This window comes from Pseudoduganella flava (assembly GCF_007830495.1).
Classification (GTDB): domain Bacteria; phylum Pseudomonadota; class Gammaproteobacteria; order Burkholderiales; family Burkholderiaceae_D; genus Rugamonas; species Rugamonas flava.
Genome location: NZ_VLKW01000006.1, coordinates 212,224 through 228,931, shown reverse-complemented (window position 1 = coordinate 228,931; position 16,708 = coordinate 212,224). Strand labels below are relative to the sequence as shown.

The following is a 16,708-nucleotide window of genomic DNA, read 5'->3' as shown; positions in this document are numbered from 1 at the left end:
ACGCGCTATTCAAATCTACCGAAGCGGCGGAACTGTTCGGTCGCCGCTACCAGCTCCCGGCTGATCCCCGCCTCCATCGCGCCATGCCCCGCGTCCGGCACCATCTTCACGACGGACCCCGGCCAGCGCTTGTGCAGCCGCCATGCGGTGAACGGCGGGCAGATCACGTCGTAGCGGCCCTGCACGATGACCGCCGGCAGGTGGGCGATGCGCTCGACGTTCTTCAGCAGCTGGTCTTCCTCGAAGAAGCCGAGGTTCGCCATGTAGTGCGCCTCGAGGCGGCCGAGGCCCAGGTCCAGCGTGTCGCACGGCGGCTCGTCCGGTTGCGGCAGCAGGAACACGCGCCGCCCTTCGAAGCGGCTCCAGCCGCGCACCGCGGGCCAGTAGACGGCCGGGTCGTCGTCCATGATGCGCTTGTAATACGCCTGCAGCAGGTCGCCCTGCTCGTCGGCCGGAATGGCGGCCGCGAACTCCTCGTGGATCTCCGGGTGGAACCACTGCGCGCCGTCGATGAACCAGTCGATCTCCAGCGGCGTGCACAGGAAGATGCCGCGCAGGACGAAGCCCAGGCAGCGCTCCGGATGCGTCTCGCCATAGGCCAGCGCCAGCGTAGAGCCCCACGAACCGCCGAACACGAGCCACTTGTCGATGCCCATCAGCTCGCGCAGCCGTTCGATGTCCGAGACGAGGAGCTGGGTCGTGTTGTTGCGGGTCTCGCCCAGCGGCGTCGACTTGCCGGCGCCGCGCTGGTCGAACAGGATCACGCGGTAGTGGCGCGCATCGAAGAAACGGCGGTGCTGCGGCGACAGGCCCGCACCGGGACCGCCATGCAGGAAGATCACGGGGATGCCTTGCGGATTGCCGACCTCCTCCCAATAGATCGTGTGCAGTTCGTCGACCGGCAGCATGCCGCTACGTTGCGGCGCGACGGGTGGGAACAGGTACGGGGACGGATCGGGCATGTCGGCAGTCTTTCAGAAGATCGTGTTGATGGCGCGCTGTACATTGTAATCGTCGTCGACGAGCAGCAGCACTGGCCACTTGTCGAACGTCGTGCACGGGTGCGAGATGCCACAGCCGACCAGGTCGCCCACGCGCACGTCCGTCCCTTCCGGCAGCCGCAGGTACGCATGCTGGTCGTTCATCTTCTCGATGCGCGCGCCGTCCGGCAGCGCCACCGGTCCAGCGTCGCCGGGACGATGCGTGACCAGCGCATGCGGCAGCCCCAGGTCGTACGACGCATCGCGCTTGCCCATCGACAGGATCGCCAGCGTGGGCTCGGGGCGGGACAGCACGATGCTCCACACTTCGAGCGCCGGCTTCAGGCCGACGGCAAGGTGTTCGCGCTCGTCCAGTTCCGCCGTCATCTGCAGGTAGTGGCCATGGTCGCTGGTCAGGTAGCAGCCGCTGCGCAGCACGGAGAGCACGGGGCGCGACAGGCCGTCGACGTCGCGGAAACCCCGCGCCACCAGGTCGAAGTACGACGAGCCGCCCGCTGACAGCAGGATGCGCGGCCCGCCGAACAGGCCTTCGGCATCGGCCTGCCGCGCCAGTTGCGCGATGTGGGCCAGGAAGGCGTTCACGCGCTCGATGTCGGCGGCGCGGTCGTCGCTGACCAGCAAGCCCTCGTAGCCTTCGATGCCGGCCAGTTGCAGGCCCGGTGCATTGGCGATCAGGCGGGCCAGCGTCAGCGCATCGTCCGGCGAGCGGCAGCCGGCGCGCTTGCCGTTGATTCCCAGTTCGACCAGCAGCGGCAACGGCCGATCGAGGCCGCTGGCGACGACGGCATCGGACAAGCGCCGCACGCCGTCGGCCGAATCGGCCAGCGTATACAGCTCGAAGCCCGGGTCGTCCTGCATCAGGTACAGCAGAGCGCGGATGTCGGCCGGGGCGACCAACTCATTGGCCAGCAGCACGCGACGCACGCCGAAGCGGGCGGCGGCCAGCACCTGCGTAGCCGTCGCCAGCGTGATGCCCCAGGCGCCGTTGGCCAGCTGGGCGCCGAACAGCTGGGGGCTCATCGTCGTCTTGCCGTGCGGCGCCAGCACCGCGTTGAAACGGGCGCAGAACGCATGCATCCAGTCGAGGTTGTGCAGCAGGCTGGACGTCTTCAGCAGCGCGACGGGAAAGCTCGTGTCGGCAGCGAGCACGTTCCAGCGCTGCACGCCGATCATGTGCTGACGCAGCGGTTCCGCGATCGGCAAGCCCTTCGTGCCGGGCTGCAGCAGTTGTTCTTCGAGCGCGGCCAGTTGCAGGCCGCCGTCGGGCAGGATGCTCATCGATAGTCCCCTGAAGATTGGCTGTGTACTGTACCAAAAACAAAACCGGTGTCAGACACCTGAGTGTCTGACACCGGTTTTTGCCGGTGGCGGCGGCTCGCTTACGACATGTGCTGGCCGCCGTTGATGGCGATGTTCGCGCCCGTGACGAAGGCTGCTTCGTCGGACGACAGGTAGGCGACGAGGCCGGCCACTTCGTCCGGCTTGCCCAGGCGGCCCATCGGGATCTGCGGCAGGATCTTCGAGTCCAGCACTTCCTGCGGGATCTCGGTGACCATCTTCGTGCCGATATAGCCCGGCGAGATCGTGTTGACGGTCACGCCCTTCTTCGCCACTTCCAGCGCCAGCGCCTTCGTGAAGCCGTGCACGCCGGCCTTCGCTGCCGAATAGTTGGTCTGGCCGAACGCGCCTTTCTGGCCATTGACGGACGAGATGTTGATGATGCGGCCCCAGCCCCGCTCGACCATGCCGTCGGCCACGGGCTTCGTCATGTTGAACACGGAGTCGAGGTTGGTGCGGATCACCGCATCCCAATTGACCTTGTCCATCTTCTTGAAGGTCATGTCGCGCGTGATGCCCGCGTTATTGACCAGCACGTCCACTGGGCCGATCTCGTTCTGGATGGCCGCCACGCACGCCTGGGCCGACTCGTAGTCGGACACGTCGCAGGGATAAGCGGCGAAGTTGTAACCCGCCTCCTTCATCTGATCCAGCCAGCCTTGATACTTCGTGTTGTTAGGGGAATACGTGGTTACCACCTTGTAGCCCAGCGCGACGAGTTTGATGCAGATCGCTTCGCCGAGGCCACCCATGCCGCCCGTTACCAATGCAACTCGTGCCATAAATATCCCCTCTATCTAGTTAGCGTACTCAAACAAAAGGGCCGCTTCTGCGGCGGCCCAGGTCATGCAAACTCTTTATTCGCGTTCGACGGCAAGCGCGACGCCCATGCCGCCGCCGATGCACAGCGACGCCAGGCCTTTCTTCGCATCGCGGCGCACCATCTCGTGCAGCAAGGTGACGAGGATGCGGCAGCCGGAGGCGCCGATCGGGTGGCCGATCGCGATCGCGCCGCCGTTGACGTTGATCTTGCTGGTGTCCCAGCCCATCTGCTGGTTGACGGCACAGGCCTGCGCGGCGAACGCTTCGTTAATCTCCATCAGGTCCAGGTCCTGCGGCGTCCAGCCAGCCTTCTTCAGCGCCAGCTTGCTTGCATTGACGGGGCCCATGCCCATCTCGGCCGGGTCGAGGCCGGACGACGCGTAGGCCTTCACGCGCGCCAGCGGTTTCAGGCCCAGTTCCTTGGCCTTCGATGCGGACATCATCACGACGGCGGCGGCTCCGTCGTTGATGCCCGATGCGTTACCGGCCGTGACGCTGCCTTCCTTGTTGAACGCGGGGCGCAGGCCCTGCAGGCCTTCGATCGTCGAGCCGGCCTTGATGTACTCGTCGCTGTCGAACACGATCGTGCCCTTCTTCTGCGGGATTTCCAGCGGCAGGATCTCGTCCTTGAACTTGCCGGCCTTCTGCGCCGCTTCCGCCTTCAGCTGCGACTGCAGCGCGAACTCATCCTGCTGGGTGCGCGATATCTCGTACTTCTTCGCCACGTTCTCGGCCGTGATGCCCATGTGGTACTGGTTGTAGACATCCCACAGGCCGTCGACGATCATCGAGTCGATCATCTTGATGTCGCCCATGCGGAAGCCGTCGCGCGAACCCGGCAGCACATGCGGGGCGGCGCTCATGTTTTCCTGGCCGCCGGCGATGACGATCTCCGCATCGCCGCACTTGATCGCCTGGGCCGCGAGATGCGTGGCCTTCAGTCCGCTGCCGCACACCTTGTTGATCGTGTAGCCGGGGATCGCGTTCGGCAAGCCCGCCTTGATCAGCGCCTGGCGACCCGGATTCTGCCCCACGCCGGCCGTCAGCACCTGGCCCATGATCACTTCGCTGATCAGGTTCGGATCGATGCCGGTCTGCGCCAGCAAGCCCTTGATCACGTGGGCACCCAGGTCTGCTGCAGGAATCTTGGCCAGGCTGCCGCCGAATTTGCCGACCGCGGTGCGAGCCGCGGCAACGATGACTACATCATCCATTTACTTTCTCCAGTTCACTGACGTGCGAAGTCAGCAGGGGTTGTCGAAGCGCTACTACATTTCATTCTAACGAAGTGCGGGGCAAGCTACCAGCGAAGTCCTTCGAGAGTTCGCCGAGGCGGCCATGCACGTCATGCGCGATGCCGGCCAGGTGACGGCCGTAACGCTGGGCTCGCTCGACAGCCTGCTGCGACTCGCGCGCCGTCAACGCGGCCAGGTCGTGCGGCCCGCGCGTGAACAGCAGTTCGCTCGAGACCGCATTGGCGGCGGCCAGTTCGGCACGGGCCGCATGCACGTTCACGTCCAGCATGCTGGCGCCGCTTTCAAACGCCGTACGCAGCAGCGCATTGCATCCGGCTAGCTGAGTGTCGAAGAAAGTGCGGGTGACGTACATCAGTTCCGAGGGCAGCGTAAACATGGCTCTTCCTTCCATCCGAATTGAGGCGGATCAAAAGAGCTCATCCTAAGTGCCAGGGGAAAGATGTTGTTTGATCTATATCAAGCCACTGCTGTGTCAGGACAGCAAACGGATCCCATCGAGCGACGCGGCGCACTGTTCCCGGATCACCTTCACGAAGTCCGCCACGTACGCCTTCTGCCGCAGCGCCTCCGGCACGGACACATACAGGTCGCTCCACAGCCCCTGTTCGCCGATGGGCCGCGCGATCACATAGTCGTAGTCGACGTAGTTCTTGATTGCCCAGTTCGGCAGCGCGGCGATGCCGCGGCGGCTGGCCACGAGCTGCAGGATCGCCACCGTCAGCTCGGCCGTGCGGCGCTGGAACTGCACGCCGGCCGGCCGCAGCACTTCGCGGATCAGGTCGATGCGCTCTTCCGGCACGGGGTAGGTGATCAACGTCTCGCCTTCGAAGTCGGCGGCCGCCAGGCGGCGCTGCGTGGCCAGCCGGTGCTTTTGCGCCATCACGGTCAGGATCTCGAAGCGGAACAGCGGGAACGTCGCGTATTGCGGACCGTAGCTGGAACCGATCACGAGGTCGGCGGCACCACTCTTCAGCAGGTCGACGGGTTCGCTGTGAAAGCCGGACACGAGATCGATCTCGACTTCCGGCCAGCGCTTGCGGAACTCGTCCATCACGGGCATCAGCCAGTCGAAGCAGGTATGGCATTCCAGCGCGACGCGCAGCATGCCCTGGTCGCCCTGCATCAGCCGGGCCACGTCGCGCTCGGCCTGCTCGATCTCGGGCAGCAGCAAGTCCGCCAGGCGCAGCAGCCGGGCGCCCGTGGCGGTAAAGCCGATCGGTACGGACTTGCGTTCGAACAGGGGACCGCCGTAGCGGTCCTCCAGCAATTTGATCTGGTGCGACAGCGCGGACTGCGTGAGATTGAGCAGCTGGGCGGCCCGCACAAGGCTGCCCGCCGAGCGCAGTGCGGCAAGGGTGCGGAGATGGCGGATTTCCAGCATGGTTAATGAATGATTTTCATGTTGAGCCGCAAAATCTTTCGTTTGGCTTATAGAAGGGATTGTCGCACACTCTACTGCACCAATATTTAAATTGCATGACACATGAAAAACATTGAACTGCACGTCCCCGGTTTTCCCCGCATCGGCGCCCGGCGCGAACTGAAGACGGCGCTGGAGCGCCACTGGCGCGGCGAGCTGCCCGCTACCGAACTGGAGGCGACGGGCCGCGCGCTGCGGGCACGTCACTGGGCCGCGCAACGCGCGGCAGGCCTGTCGTTCGTGACAGCCGGCGACTTTGCCTATTACGACCACGTGGCCAACCACGTCCTGATGTTCGGGTGCGAACCGGCGCGCTTTCATTTCGACGGCGAACCGGAACTGGCGCGCTACTTCACGCTGGCCCGCGGCCGCAGCGAAGGCGAGCGCTGCGGCTGTGCCGGCCATGACGCCGCGGCGCTGGAGATGACCAAGTGGTTCGACACGAACTACCACTACCTGGTGCCCGAATTCACGGCCGACACGGCGTTCACGCTCGCTTCCGAACGGCTGTTCGACGAAGTGGCCGAGGCTAAAGCGCTGGGCCATGCCGTCAAGGCCACGCTGATCGGCCCGCTGACGTTCCTGTGGCTGGGCAAGTGCACGGACGGCACCGATCGGCTGGCGTTGCTGGACCGCCTGCTGCCCGTCTATGGCCAGGTGCTGGCCCGCTTGAAGGCGCAGGGCGTCGCCTGGGTACAGATCGACGAGCCGATCCTGGGCCTCGACTTGCCGCAAGCATGGCGCAGCGCGTTCGAGAACGCCTACTGGCAGCTGAACCAGGCCGGCGCGCCGCTGCTGCTGGCCACCTACTTCTCGCCGCTGGAGGAAAACCTGTCGCTGGCGTGCCGACTGCCGGTGGCGGGCCTGCACGTGGACGGCGTGCGTGCCGCGCACGAGCTCGTCAACGTGGCGGACTGGCTGCCCGTGCACAAGGTGCTGTCGGTGGGGATCGTCGATGGCCGCAACATCTGGCGCACGGACCTCGACGCGGCGCTGGCCCGGCTCGCGCCGGTCGTCGACAAGCGCGGCGGGAATTTGTGGCTGGCGACGTCGTGCTCGCTGCTGCACGTGCCGTACAGCCTGGCACCGGAGACGGCGCTCGATGCCGAACTGAAGTCGTGGTTGGCCTTCGCGCACGAGAAGCTGGACGAGCTCGCGCTGCTGCGCACGGCGTTGACGGCCCCGGACGATGCGCAGCAAGCGCTGGCGCAGGCCCGTGCCGCCGTGGCCGCGCGGCGCACCAGCCCGCGCGTGCGCGACGCGGCGGTGCGGACACGGCTCGCTGGTTTGACGGCCGAGGCGGAGCGGCGCGAGGCACCGTTCGCGGAACGCCGCACGCTGCAGCAAGCGCGGCTGCGCCTGCCGCCGTTCCCGACGACGACCATCGGCTCGTTCCCGCAAACGCCGGCGATCCGTACCGCCCGCGCCGCGTTCAAGCGCGGCGAGCTTGCCGCGGCAGCGTACGAGGCCGCGATGCACGCCGAGATCGAGCACGCGATCCGCCAGCAGGAAGCGCTGGGCCTGGATGTGCTCGTGCACGGCGAGGCGGAGCGCAACGACATGGTCGAATACTTCGGCGAGCAGCTGGCCGGCTTCGCGTTCACCGTCAACGGCTGGGTGCAGTCGTATGGCTCGCGCTGCGTGAAGCCGCCGATCATCTGGGGCGACGTGGCGCGGCCCGCGCCGATGACGGTGGCATGGGCCCGGCATGCGCAAAGCCTGACAGAGTTGCCCGTGAAAGGCATGCTGACGGGGCCGGTGACGATCCTGCAGTGGTCGTTCGTGCGCGACGACCAGCCCCGTGCGGACACGGCCACGCAGATCGCACTGGCGATTCGCGACGAGGTGGCGGACCTGCAGGAGGCCGGCATCGCGATCGTGCAGATCGACGAGCCCGCGCTGCGCGAAGGCCTGCCGCTGCGCCAGGGCCAGCGGGCCGCCTACCTGGACTGGGCCGTGCGCGCGTTCCGCATCACGGCCGGTGCGGCGCGCGCCGACACGCAGATCCACACGCACATGTGCTACGCCGAATTCAACGACATCCTGCCGCAGATCGCCGCGCTGGATGCGGACGTGATCACGATCGAGACGTCGCGTTCGGCGATGGCGCTGCTGGACGGCTTCGGCAACTATCGCTACCCGAACGACATCGGCCCGGGCGTCTACGACATCCATGCGCCGCGTGTGCCGGGGCGCGACGAGATGCTGGCGCTGCTGCGCCGCGCCCGGGCGGTCATCCCGGCCCGGCAGCTGTGGGTCAACCCCGATTGCGGGCTGAAGACGCGGGGTTGGGAGGAGACCAGGCAGGCGTTGAAAAACATGGTCGATGCGGCCCGCACACTGCGTGTAGAACATGGGCTGGAGGGCGCATGAATGCAGGGTTCGGCAATTGAAAATGCCTCCCAATAATTGATTTTTGACAGTAAAATGCTCGGGCCCGGGCTAGCCCGAATCTTTTACTGTCGTCCATGTCCAAAAGCCCGTTCCAGAAGCCCATCGAAATCAAGATTTCCACCGTCGTCGCCGTCTCCGCGATCCTGCACACGTCCGACGGCATCGCCCTCGATGCCGCCCTGAAGGGCATGACCGGTGGCGTGCCGGACTTCTTCGAAGGGGACCTCGCCGTCATCGATGTCGGCGACCTGGCACCGGGCTGCGAACGGATCGACTGGGCCAGCACGATCGCCCTGCTGAAGAAATACCGCCTGAACCCCGTCGCGGTGCGCAACGCGCGGCCCGACATGATCGACGAGATCGCCGCGCACGGCCTGTCGCTCGATACGGGCAAGCGCGAAGAACCGGCCGCCTTGTCGGCACCCGCGGCCGCCCCGGCCTCCGCGCCCGCGCCCGCTCCAGTCCCCGCCGCGGCCGGCAATACCGGCACCATCATCATCGACACGCCCGTGCGGGCCGGCCAGCGCATCTATGCGCGCGGCGGCGACCTGATCGTGATGGCCGTGGTAAACAACGGCGCCGAGCTCATCGCGGACGGCAGCATCCACGTCTACAACACGCTGAACGGCCGCGCGCTGGCCGGCGCTTCGGGCGACGCGAGCGCGCGCATCTTCGCGCTGGCGATGGCGCCCGAGCTCGTGTCGATCGCCGGTGTCTACCGCACGTTCGAGGACGGCTTCCCCGCCGAGCGAGCCCGGCAGCCGGCACAAATCAGGCTCATCGGCGACCGACTGGATATACAATCTGTCAATTAAGCTAAACAGCTGCGCCCCACTACTCAGCACATACAGTCAAAAGGATTATCCGTGGCAAGAATTATTGTTGTAACGTCCGGCAAGGGCGGTGTCGGCAAAACCACCTCCAGCGCCAGCTTCTCCACCGGCCTTGCGATGCGCGGCCACAAGACGGCGGTGATCGACTTCGACGTGGGCCTGCGTAACCTGGACCTGATCATGGGTTGCGAGCGCCGCGTCGTCTACGACCTGATCAACGTGATCCACAAGGAAGCTTCGTTGTCGCAGGCGCTGATCAAGGACAAGCACTGCGAGAACCTGTTCATCCTGCCGGCCTCGCAGACGCGCGACAAGGACGCGCTGACGGAAGACGGCGTCGAGGAAGTGCTGGCCAACCTGATCGAGATGGGCTTCGAGTACATCGTCTGCGATTCGCCGGCGGGCATCGAACATGGCGCCCTGATGGCGCTGACGTTTGCCGACGACGCGGTGGTCGTGACGAACCCGGAAGTGTCGTCGGTACGCGATTCGGACAGGATCCTGGGCATCCTGCAGGCGAAATCGCGCCGCGCGCAGTCGGGCGGCGAACCGGTCAAGGAACACCTGCTGATCACCCGCTACTCGCCGAAGCGCGTGGAAGCGGGCGAAATGCTCTCCTACACGGACGTGCAGGAAATCCTGCGCATCCCGCTGATCGGCATCATTCCGGAATCGGAACAGGTGCTGCACGCGTCGAACCAGGGCAATCCGGCGATCCACTTCAAGGGCACGGACGTTGCGGAAGCGTACGAGGACGTCGTCGCTCGCTTCCTCGGCGAAACCCGGCCGCTGCGCTTCACGGACTACGAAAAGCCCGGTCTGCTGAAGCGCATCTTTGGAGCAAAGTAAATGGCGCTGCTATCTTTCCTGTTCCCGAACAAGCCGAAGACGGCCAATGCCGCCAAGGAGCGCTTGCAGATCATCATCGCCCGCGAACGCAACGGCCGCGCCGGCCCGGACTTCCTGCCGGCGCTGCACAAGGAACTGATCGAGGTGATCTCGAAGTACACGAAGGTGAACGCGGACGACATCAAGATCTCGCTGGACCGCCAGGGCAACCTGGAGGTGCTGGACGTGAACGTGGTGCTGCCGGACGCGTGATGTATGGATGAGTTCGTGTCACTGGTGCCAGGCACCAGTGACACGAACTGAACAGCTATTCTTTTGCTGCCAGCAACTCCCGCGCCACCTTGGCGCAGGCTTCCACGTGCTGGTAGCCGATCTGCCGGAACGCGAAGAAGCCTATCGCGGCCGACGCCACCTGGCCGGCCAGCGGCACGATCTTCGATGCCTGCTTCGCCACCATCTTCTTGCCGCTCTTCGCCATCAGCTTGATGACGAGGTCGCGCGTGACCAGCTTGCCCACCAACATGCCGCCGACGCTGACGGCCGCCTCGTAGGCGATCATCCGGAACTTCGGCTGCAGGCGCTCGATCTGCTCGGCCGTCAAGCCGAAGGCGGTGTTGACCTCGTCGATCAGGTCGGTGAACATTTTAAGGTCCGACACAATGTCGATGCCCGGCAGCGGCACCGCGGCCACGCCGGCTGCCCACGTCGCGCGCTTGCGCACCAGGCGGCGGCAGCGTTCGCGCACGTCGGCGATGTCTCTTTCCGAAGAAGGCAACAATTCCCAGCCGCTGTCCACGGTTCCTCCTAAAATATTGCCAAATGTAAAAGTTTATTGAAAATGCCGTTTAACCAGTGTACCGTGTAATCGCCGGGCAGCCCGCACCCCTCTCCAGAATGTAGATGAGAAGAAATAGTTGGTCTCGATAGTAACTATTTTTGCAAATCCTGTTATATTCCGTGTGACCATGCTTTACTGCCGAGTTTTAACCCGTAGATAAGATGAGAATCATCGTCCTTGATAATGACCGAAGCCAGACCGACCTGATTTCCCAGGTACTGACTTCTGCCGGCCACGTCTGTCACGGTTTCCAGACTGCCAAGGACTTGCTCAGCCAGTTGCGCAAGGACAGCTACGACATGCTGATCTTCGACTGGCAGGTGAGCGATATGGGGGGTGCCGAGCTGATGCGCAAGGCACGCGAGCGGCTGAACGACAATGCGCCCGTGATGTTCCTGACGACGAGCTCCGGCGAGGACGACATCGTCTCCGGCCTCGACGCCGGTGCCGACGACTACATGATCAAGCCGCTGCGCCGCAGCGAGATGGTGGCGCGCGTGCAAGCACTGCTGCGCCGGGCCTATCCGACCCAGAATGGCGCTGAACAGCTGACATTCGGCCAATACGTATTTGAAACCCGGCCGGGCCGGCTGTTGATGGATGGTCACGTGCTCGACGTGACGCACAAGGAGTTTTATCTGGCCTTGCTGTTTTTCCGCAACATCGGCCGGCCACTGTCGCGCGCGTATATTCACGAAGCGGTCTGGATACGGGAAACGGACGTTCCCTCCCGAACGATGGATACCCACGTGTCGCGCGTCCGCAATAAACTTCAGCTCAAGCCTGAAAACGGTTTCCGGCTGGTGCCCGTGTACAGCTACGGCTACCGCCTGGAAAAACTCGGCAATTAGCTGCACCTGGGACGATTTGTCCGGGCCGGCAAGCCCGGCCTTACAAAGACCCTGCGCGCACATCAGGCTATAATGAAGGCCTACGTCCTTGATTTTTCAAGAAATGCAACTGCTTGCCGTCGGCCTCAACCACACTACAGCTCCGGTCGCCCTGCGCGAACGGCTGGCGTTCGCGCCTGATCAGCTGGGTACGGCCGTGCGCGCGGCGCGCAACTGGTTCCAGCGCCTGGACGGCCGCAGCAGCGATGAGGCGGCAATCCTGTCCACCTGCAACCGTACGGAACTGTATGCGGCCAGCGCCGCCGCCAACCCCCTCGACGCGGGCGCGCATTTCCTGGCCGACTTCCATCAGCTGAACTACGCCGAACTGCGGCCGCACCTGTACATGCTGCCGCAGCACGAGGCGGTGCGGCATACGTTCCGCGTCGCATCGGGCCTCGATTCGATGGTGCTGGGCGAAACGCAGATCCTCGGCCAGATCAAGGATGCGATCCGCACGGCCGACGAGGCGGGCGGCCTGGGCACCTACCTGCATCAGCTGTTCCAGCGCAGCTTCTCCGTTGCCAAGGAAGTGCGCAGCACCACCGAGATCGGCGCGCACAGCGTGTCGATGGCGGCGGCGGGCGTGCGGCTGTCGCAGCGGATCTTTGACAAGCTGTCCGAGCAGAACGTGCTGTTCATCGGCGCCGGCGAGATGATCGAGCTGTGCGCCACGCACTTCGCGGCGCAGAACCCGAAATCGATCACGGTTGCCAACCGCACGCTGGAACGCGGCGAACAACTGGCGCACCGTTTCAACGGCAAGGCGATCCGCCTGGCCGACCTGCAGCACCAGCTGCACCAGTACGACATCCTGATCTCGTCGACGGCGTCGTCGCTGCCGCTGATCGGCCTCGGCATGGTCGAGCGCGCGATCAAGGCGCGCCGGCACAAGCCGATGATGATGGTCGACCTGGCCGTGCCGCGCGACATCGAGCCGGAAGTGGGCCGGATGAGCGACGTGTTCCTGTACACCGTCGACGACCTGGGCAAGGTCGTGCAGACCGGCCTCGAGAACCGCCAGGCCGCCGTCGCGCAGGCCGAGGCGATCATCGAAACGCGCGTGCAATCGTTCATGCACTGGGTCGACGACCGCGCGATGGTGCCTGTCATCCAGGGCCTGCAGGAAAACGGCGAGGCGATCCGCCTGGCCGAACTCGAGCGCGCCCGCAAGCTGCTGGCCAAGGGCGAGGATGTGGACGCCGTGCTCGAAGCGCTGTCGAAAGGCCTGACGGCCAAGTTCATGCACGGCCCGCAACAGGCGCTGCACCGCGCCCAGGGCGACGAGCGGGCCCAGCTCGCCGAGCTGCTGCCCCAGATGTTCCGCGGCCGCCGTTAGCGGCCCTCCCCTCTTTCCACCGCTGCCGCTGCCCGCGCGGGGAGCGGCGTGTCCCCCCATTTGAAACAAGAACGAGACCATGAAACCATCGATACTGGCCAAGCTTGACCAACTGGCGAACCGACTCGTCGAGCTGGACGAGCTGTTGATGTCCGAAGGCGCGACCGCGAACATGGATGCATACCGCAAGATGACGCGCGAGCATGCCGAGCTGGGGCCGCTGGTGGCGCTGTACAAGAACTACCAGCAGGCGCAAAGCGATATCGACGAGGCGCAGCAGATGCTGGCCGACCCGGACATGAGGGAGTTCGCGCAGGAAGAGATCGAGGGCGGCAAGGCGCGCCTGGCGGAGCTGGAGCTCGAACTGCAGAAGATGCTGCTGCCGAAGGACGCGAATGACGAGCGCAACATCTTCCTCGAAATCCGCGCCGGCACGGGCGGCGACGAATCGGCGCTGTTCGCCGGCGACCTGCTGCGCATGTACACCCGCTTTGCCGAGCGCAATCGCTGGCAGGTGGAGATCGTGTCGGCGTCGGAGAGCGACCTGGGCGGCTACCGAGAGGTGATCGCCCGCATCGTCGGCAATGGCGCGTACTCGAAGTTGAAATTCGAATCGGGCGGCCACCGCGTGCAGCGCGTGCCGGCGACGGAAACGCAGGGCCGCATCCACACGTCGGCCTGCACGGTGGCGGTGATGCCGGAAGCGGACGAAGTCGAGGACGTGCACATCAACCCGGCCGACCTGCGCATCGACACGTACCGCGCATCGGGCGCCGGCGGCCAGCACATCAACAAGACCGACTCGGCGGTGCGCATCACGCACATCCCGAGCGGCATCGTCGTCGAATGCCAGGACGACCGCTCGCAGCACAAGAACAAGGCATCGGCGATGAAGGTGCTGGCGGCGCGCATCAAGGACGTGCAGCTGCGCGAACAGCAATCGAAGGAAGCGGCCACGCGCAAGAGCCTGATCGGCAGCGGCGACCGCAGCGAGCGCATCCGCACCTACAACTTCCCGCAAGGCCGGATGACGGACCACCGCATCAACCTGACCTTGTACAAGCTGGACATGATCATGGACGGCGACCTGACGGAGCTGACGACGGCACTGTCCGCCGAGCACCAGGCGGAGCAGCTGGCGGCACTTGGCGACTGACAACGGCTGAGACCGTGTCCACCGTGGGGTCAACCCCAAAATCGGACACGGCCTCGACCGTCCCGTCGCGCAAGGTTCGCGCTGTCGATCTCGTGTCCAAACGGGGTTGACCCCAAGGTGGACACGAGATCGACCGTAGTGGCGACCCGCCGCCGCCCGCTGAACGTCGCGGCATCGCGGTAAATTCCCAAACGGCATTAGTGAAGTATTGACTTCACCATTCGTTACGCCCAAACTGAAGTCTCCACTTCACCTTTTTGGGAGATTGATCATGGTTCAAGCCGCGCAATTCGATACCTTCACCCTGGAGCGTACCTTTGCCGTGCCGCTGGAGCGCGTGTTTCGGGCGTTCAGCGATCCGCGACAGAAGCAGCGCTGGTTTGCCGAAGGCGCCCAGCATGAGATCGAACGGTTCGACATGCAGTTCGAAGTCGGCGGGCGCGAACTGGCGCGCTACCGCTTCAAGCCCGGCACGCCCTTCGCCGGCGTAGCGCTGGAATCGGATGGCTACTTTCTCGATATCGTGCCGCAGCAGCGCATCGTCACCGCCGCCACGATGGCGATGGCCGAGCGGCGTTTTTCCGCTTCGCTGCACACCTTCGAGTTTTTCAGCGACGGACCGAACGCCACCCGCCTGGTCTTCACCCATCAGGCGATGTTTGGCGAAGGCGCGGACGGCCCGGCAGTGCGTCAGGCCGGCTGGCGGCAGCTGCTGGACCAACTGGACGCCGCCCTGGCGGCCGGGTAAAGGGGCGGCATGGGGCAAGTCATGACAATGTCGGAGGACGCGGCGGATCAGGTGTTCGCCGCGTTGGGCGACGCCACCCGCCGCGCGATCGTCAAGCTCGTCGCCCAGGGACCGCAATCGGTCAGCGCCCTGGCCGCGGCGCTGGGTGTGACGCTGACCGCCATCACTCAGCATCTGCGGGTATTGCAAACCTGCGGGATGCTGCAGACACGCAAGGTCGGCCGGGTTCGAATGTGCGAGCTCGACGGGCGCGGCCTCGACGTCCTGGCGCACTGGGTGGCGTTGAACCGCCAGATGTGGGGACAGCGTTTCGATGCACTGGACGCGATGTTGCAAGAGGACGCGGATGGAAAGTAGCGTTGCGCTGTCGTAAGGGCTGGCCACCGCCGTCGCGGCTTGCCGGTTTGTGCGAGAATTGGCGCGCCCTTCACTCTCGAGCAACGTTACACAAGATGAAAACGCGCCCCTTTCTCCTGGCGACCGCCGCCGTCTGCCTTCTGCTGATCGCCGTCGGCCTGTACCTGCAGCACGTGAAGGACATGCTGCCCTGCCCGCTGTGCGTGATCCAGCGCTACCTGTTCCTCGGCGTGGCGCTCGGCTGCCTGATCGGCGCGTTCAGCAGCAAGCCGAAGCTCGGTGCGGGCATCGGCTTGCTGGCCGCGCTCGGTGGCCTCGGCGTCGTCGGCAAGCACCTGTACGTGCTCGCACACCCCGGCTTCTCGTGCGGCATCGATCCGATGGAGACGGTGCTGAACAAGATCCCCACCGCCACCTATCTGCCGTGGCTGTTCCAGGCGGACGGCCTGTGCGAGAACGCGACCGACGCGATCCTCGGCCTGTCCGTGCCGCAGTGGTCGGCCGTCTGGTTCGCGATCCTGACGGTCACGATGATCTGGCTGCTGGCACGCCGCCGCACATGAGCGCACTGGTCGCCCCGGGTACGACGCTGGCCGCGTTGCAGCGCCAGCCGCTGCTCGATCCCGTCGACAACCGCATCCTGCTGTGCCATGCGCTTGGCATCACGCGCACCGCGCTGATCACGCAGTCGGATCGGGCGCTGACTGCCGATGAAGCCGCGCGCCTGTCCACGCTGATCCAGCGCCGCCTGGACGGCGAGCCCGTCGCCTACCTCGTCGGCCGGCGCGAGTTCTACGGCCTCGACTTTTCCGTCGGCCCGGCCGTGCTGATTCCGCGCCCCGAGACGGAGCTGCTCGTTGAACTGGCGCTGGAACGCCTGCCGCCGCGCGGCCGCGTGCTGGACATGGGCACCGGCAGCGGCGCCATTGCCGTCGCACTGGCCCATACGCGGCCCGATGCGCAGGTGACCGCGCTCGACGTCAGCGCCGATGCGCTCGACGTCGCCCGCCGCAATGCCCAGCTGAACGGCGCCAACGTGCGCTTCCTGCACAGCGACTGGTACAGTGCCGTGGCCGGCCAGACGTTCGACCTGATCGTCTCCAATCCCCCGTACATCGCCGCCGGCGACCGGCACCTGTCCGAAGGCGACCTGCGCTTCGAGCCGCAAGGGGCGTTGACGGACCATGCGGACGGCCTGTCCGCGCTGCGCACGATCGTCGCAGGCGCTCCCGCCCACCTGGCGCCGCAGGGCTGGCTGCTGATGGAACACGGCTACGATCAGTCCAACGCGGTGCAGCATCTGCTGGCCGCGCGCGGCTATGCCGACGTGCAAAGCTGGCACGACCTGGCCGGCATCGCCCGCGTTACCGGCGGCCGCGCGGGCGACGGTTGCGAGCGTTAGCCAACGCCCGGAAGTCCCCGTCGCTGCTTTGTTAGAATCCACCTGCGGCTTTCAGCTTCCTGAAG

18 protein-coding genes are annotated in these 16,708 nt (G+C 65.3%); 11 read left to right on the top strand and 7 right to left on the bottom strand.

What is annotated here, in order from left to right; genetic code table 11:
* Positions 1-5 precede the first annotated feature (5 nt).
* The 6 genes from pip to IP92_RS16995 form a co-directional block, all read right to left on the bottom strand.
* Positions 6-962 carry a prolyl aminopeptidase gene (gene pip, locus IP92_RS17020; protein WP_145877107.1) on the bottom strand — a complete coding sequence of 319 codons (957 nt, stop codon included), beginning with the start codon at positions 960-962 and terminating at the stop codon, positions 6-8.
* Between the two features lie 12 nt (positions 963-974).
* Positions 975-2,279, bottom strand: a complete 1,305-nt coding sequence (locus tag IP92_RS17015) for an amino acid deaminase (protein WP_145877105.1) — start codon at positions 2,277-2,279, stop codon at positions 975-977.
* 101 nt (positions 2,280-2,380) lie between these two features.
* Entirely contained in the window at positions 2,381-3,121 is a 741-nt protein-coding gene (gene phbB / locus IP92_RS17010) for an acetoacetyl-CoA reductase (RefSeq protein WP_145877103.1), read from the bottom strand.
* 75 nt (positions 3,122-3,196) lie between these two features.
* A complete protein-coding gene (locus tag IP92_RS17005) occupies positions 3,197-4,375 on the bottom strand; it encodes an acetyl-CoA C-acetyltransferase (protein WP_145877101.1) in 1,179 nt (392 codons plus the stop codon).
* Positions 4,376-4,436: 61 nt separating this feature from the next.
* Positions 4,437-4,793: a phasin family protein gene (locus IP92_RS17000; RefSeq protein ID WP_158206761.1), complete on the bottom strand. Its 357-nt coding sequence runs from the start codon at positions 4,791-4,793 to the stop codon at positions 4,437-4,439.
* 96 nt (positions 4,794-4,889) lie between these two features.
* Positions 4,890-5,798 (bottom strand): LysR family transcriptional regulator, encoded by a 909-nt coding sequence (locus tag IP92_RS16995; protein ID WP_145877097.1) that lies wholly within the window; start codon positions 5,796-5,798, stop codon positions 4,890-4,892.
* Between the two features lie 102 nt (positions 5,799-5,900).
* Here IP92_RS16995 and metE point away from each other — a divergent pair, with 102 nt between their 5' ends.
* The 4 genes from metE (at position 5,901) to minE (ending at position 10,165) form a co-directional block, all read left to right on the top strand.
* Positions 5,901-8,210, top strand: coding sequence for a 5-methyltetrahydropteroyltriglutamate--homocysteine S-methyltransferase (metE, locus tag IP92_RS16990; RefSeq protein WP_145877095.1), 2,310 nt, complete (start codon positions 5,901-5,903; stop codon positions 8,208-8,210).
* A 95-nt stretch (positions 8,211-8,305) separates the two neighbouring features.
* Positions 8,306-9,046: a septum site-determining protein MinC gene (gene minC, locus IP92_RS16985; protein WP_145877093.1), complete on the top strand. Its 741-nt coding sequence runs from the start codon at positions 8,306-8,308 to the stop codon at positions 9,044-9,046.
* 51 nt (positions 9,047-9,097) lie between these two features.
* Positions 9,098-9,913, top strand: coding sequence for a septum site-determining protein MinD (minD, locus tag IP92_RS16980; RefSeq protein WP_145877091.1), 816 nt, complete (start codon positions 9,098-9,100; stop codon positions 9,911-9,913).
* Positions 9,914-10,165 carry a cell division topological specificity factor MinE gene (minE, locus tag IP92_RS16975; protein ID WP_145877089.1) on the top strand — a complete coding sequence of 84 codons (252 nt, stop codon included), beginning with the start codon at positions 9,914-9,916 and terminating at the stop codon, positions 10,163-10,165.
* A 55-nt stretch (positions 10,166-10,220) separates the two neighbouring features.
* Here minE and IP92_RS16970 read toward each other — a convergent pair whose 3' ends face one another.
* Positions 10,221-10,709 carry a hypothetical protein gene (locus tag IP92_RS16970; RefSeq protein ID WP_229418827.1) on the bottom strand — a complete coding sequence of 163 codons (489 nt, stop codon included), beginning with the start codon at positions 10,707-10,709 and terminating at the stop codon, positions 10,221-10,223.
* A 203-nt stretch (positions 10,710-10,912) separates the two neighbouring features.
* Here IP92_RS16970 and IP92_RS16965 point away from each other — a divergent pair, with 203 nt between their 5' ends.
* The 7 genes from IP92_RS16965 (at position 10,913) to prmC (ending at position 16,643) form a co-directional block, all read left to right on the top strand.
* The gene (locus IP92_RS16965) at positions 10,913-11,602 is read left to right on the top strand and encodes a response regulator transcription factor (protein ID WP_145877088.1); all 690 of its coding nucleotides are present in this window, start codon (positions 10,913-10,915) and stop codon (positions 11,600-11,602) included.
* A 103-nt stretch (positions 11,603-11,705) separates the two neighbouring features.
* Positions 11,706-12,980, top strand: a complete 1,275-nt coding sequence (gene hemA / locus IP92_RS16960) for a glutamyl-tRNA reductase (protein WP_145877086.1) — start codon at positions 11,706-11,708, stop codon at positions 12,978-12,980.
* Positions 12,981-13,059: 79 nt separating this feature from the next.
* A complete protein-coding gene (prfA, locus tag IP92_RS16955; RefSeq protein WP_145877084.1) occupies positions 13,060-14,136 on the top strand; it encodes a peptide chain release factor 1 in 1,077 nt (358 codons plus the stop codon).
* Positions 14,137-14,407: 271 nt separating this feature from the next.
* Positions 14,408-14,884 (top strand): SRPBCC domain-containing protein, encoded by a 477-nt coding sequence (locus IP92_RS16950; RefSeq protein WP_145877082.1) that lies wholly within the window; start codon positions 14,408-14,410, stop codon positions 14,882-14,884.
* Between the two features lie 9 nt (positions 14,885-14,893).
* A complete protein-coding gene (locus IP92_RS16945) occupies positions 14,894-15,241 on the top strand; it encodes an ArsR/SmtB family transcription factor (RefSeq protein ID WP_199271787.1) in 348 nt (115 codons plus the stop codon).
* Positions 15,242-15,336: 95 nt separating this feature from the next.
* Complete coding sequence (locus tag IP92_RS16940) at positions 15,337-15,804, top strand: disulfide bond formation protein B (RefSeq protein ID WP_145877080.1); 468 nt, start codon at positions 15,337-15,339, stop codon at positions 15,802-15,804.
* Positions 15,801-16,643, top strand: coding sequence for a peptide chain release factor N(5)-glutamine methyltransferase (prmC, locus tag IP92_RS16935; RefSeq protein WP_145877078.1), 843 nt, complete (start codon positions 15,801-15,803; stop codon positions 16,641-16,643). Before IP92_RS16940 ends, prmC begins: the two co-directional genes overlap by 4 nt.
* The last annotated feature ends 65 nt before the right edge of the window (positions 16,644-16,708 follow it).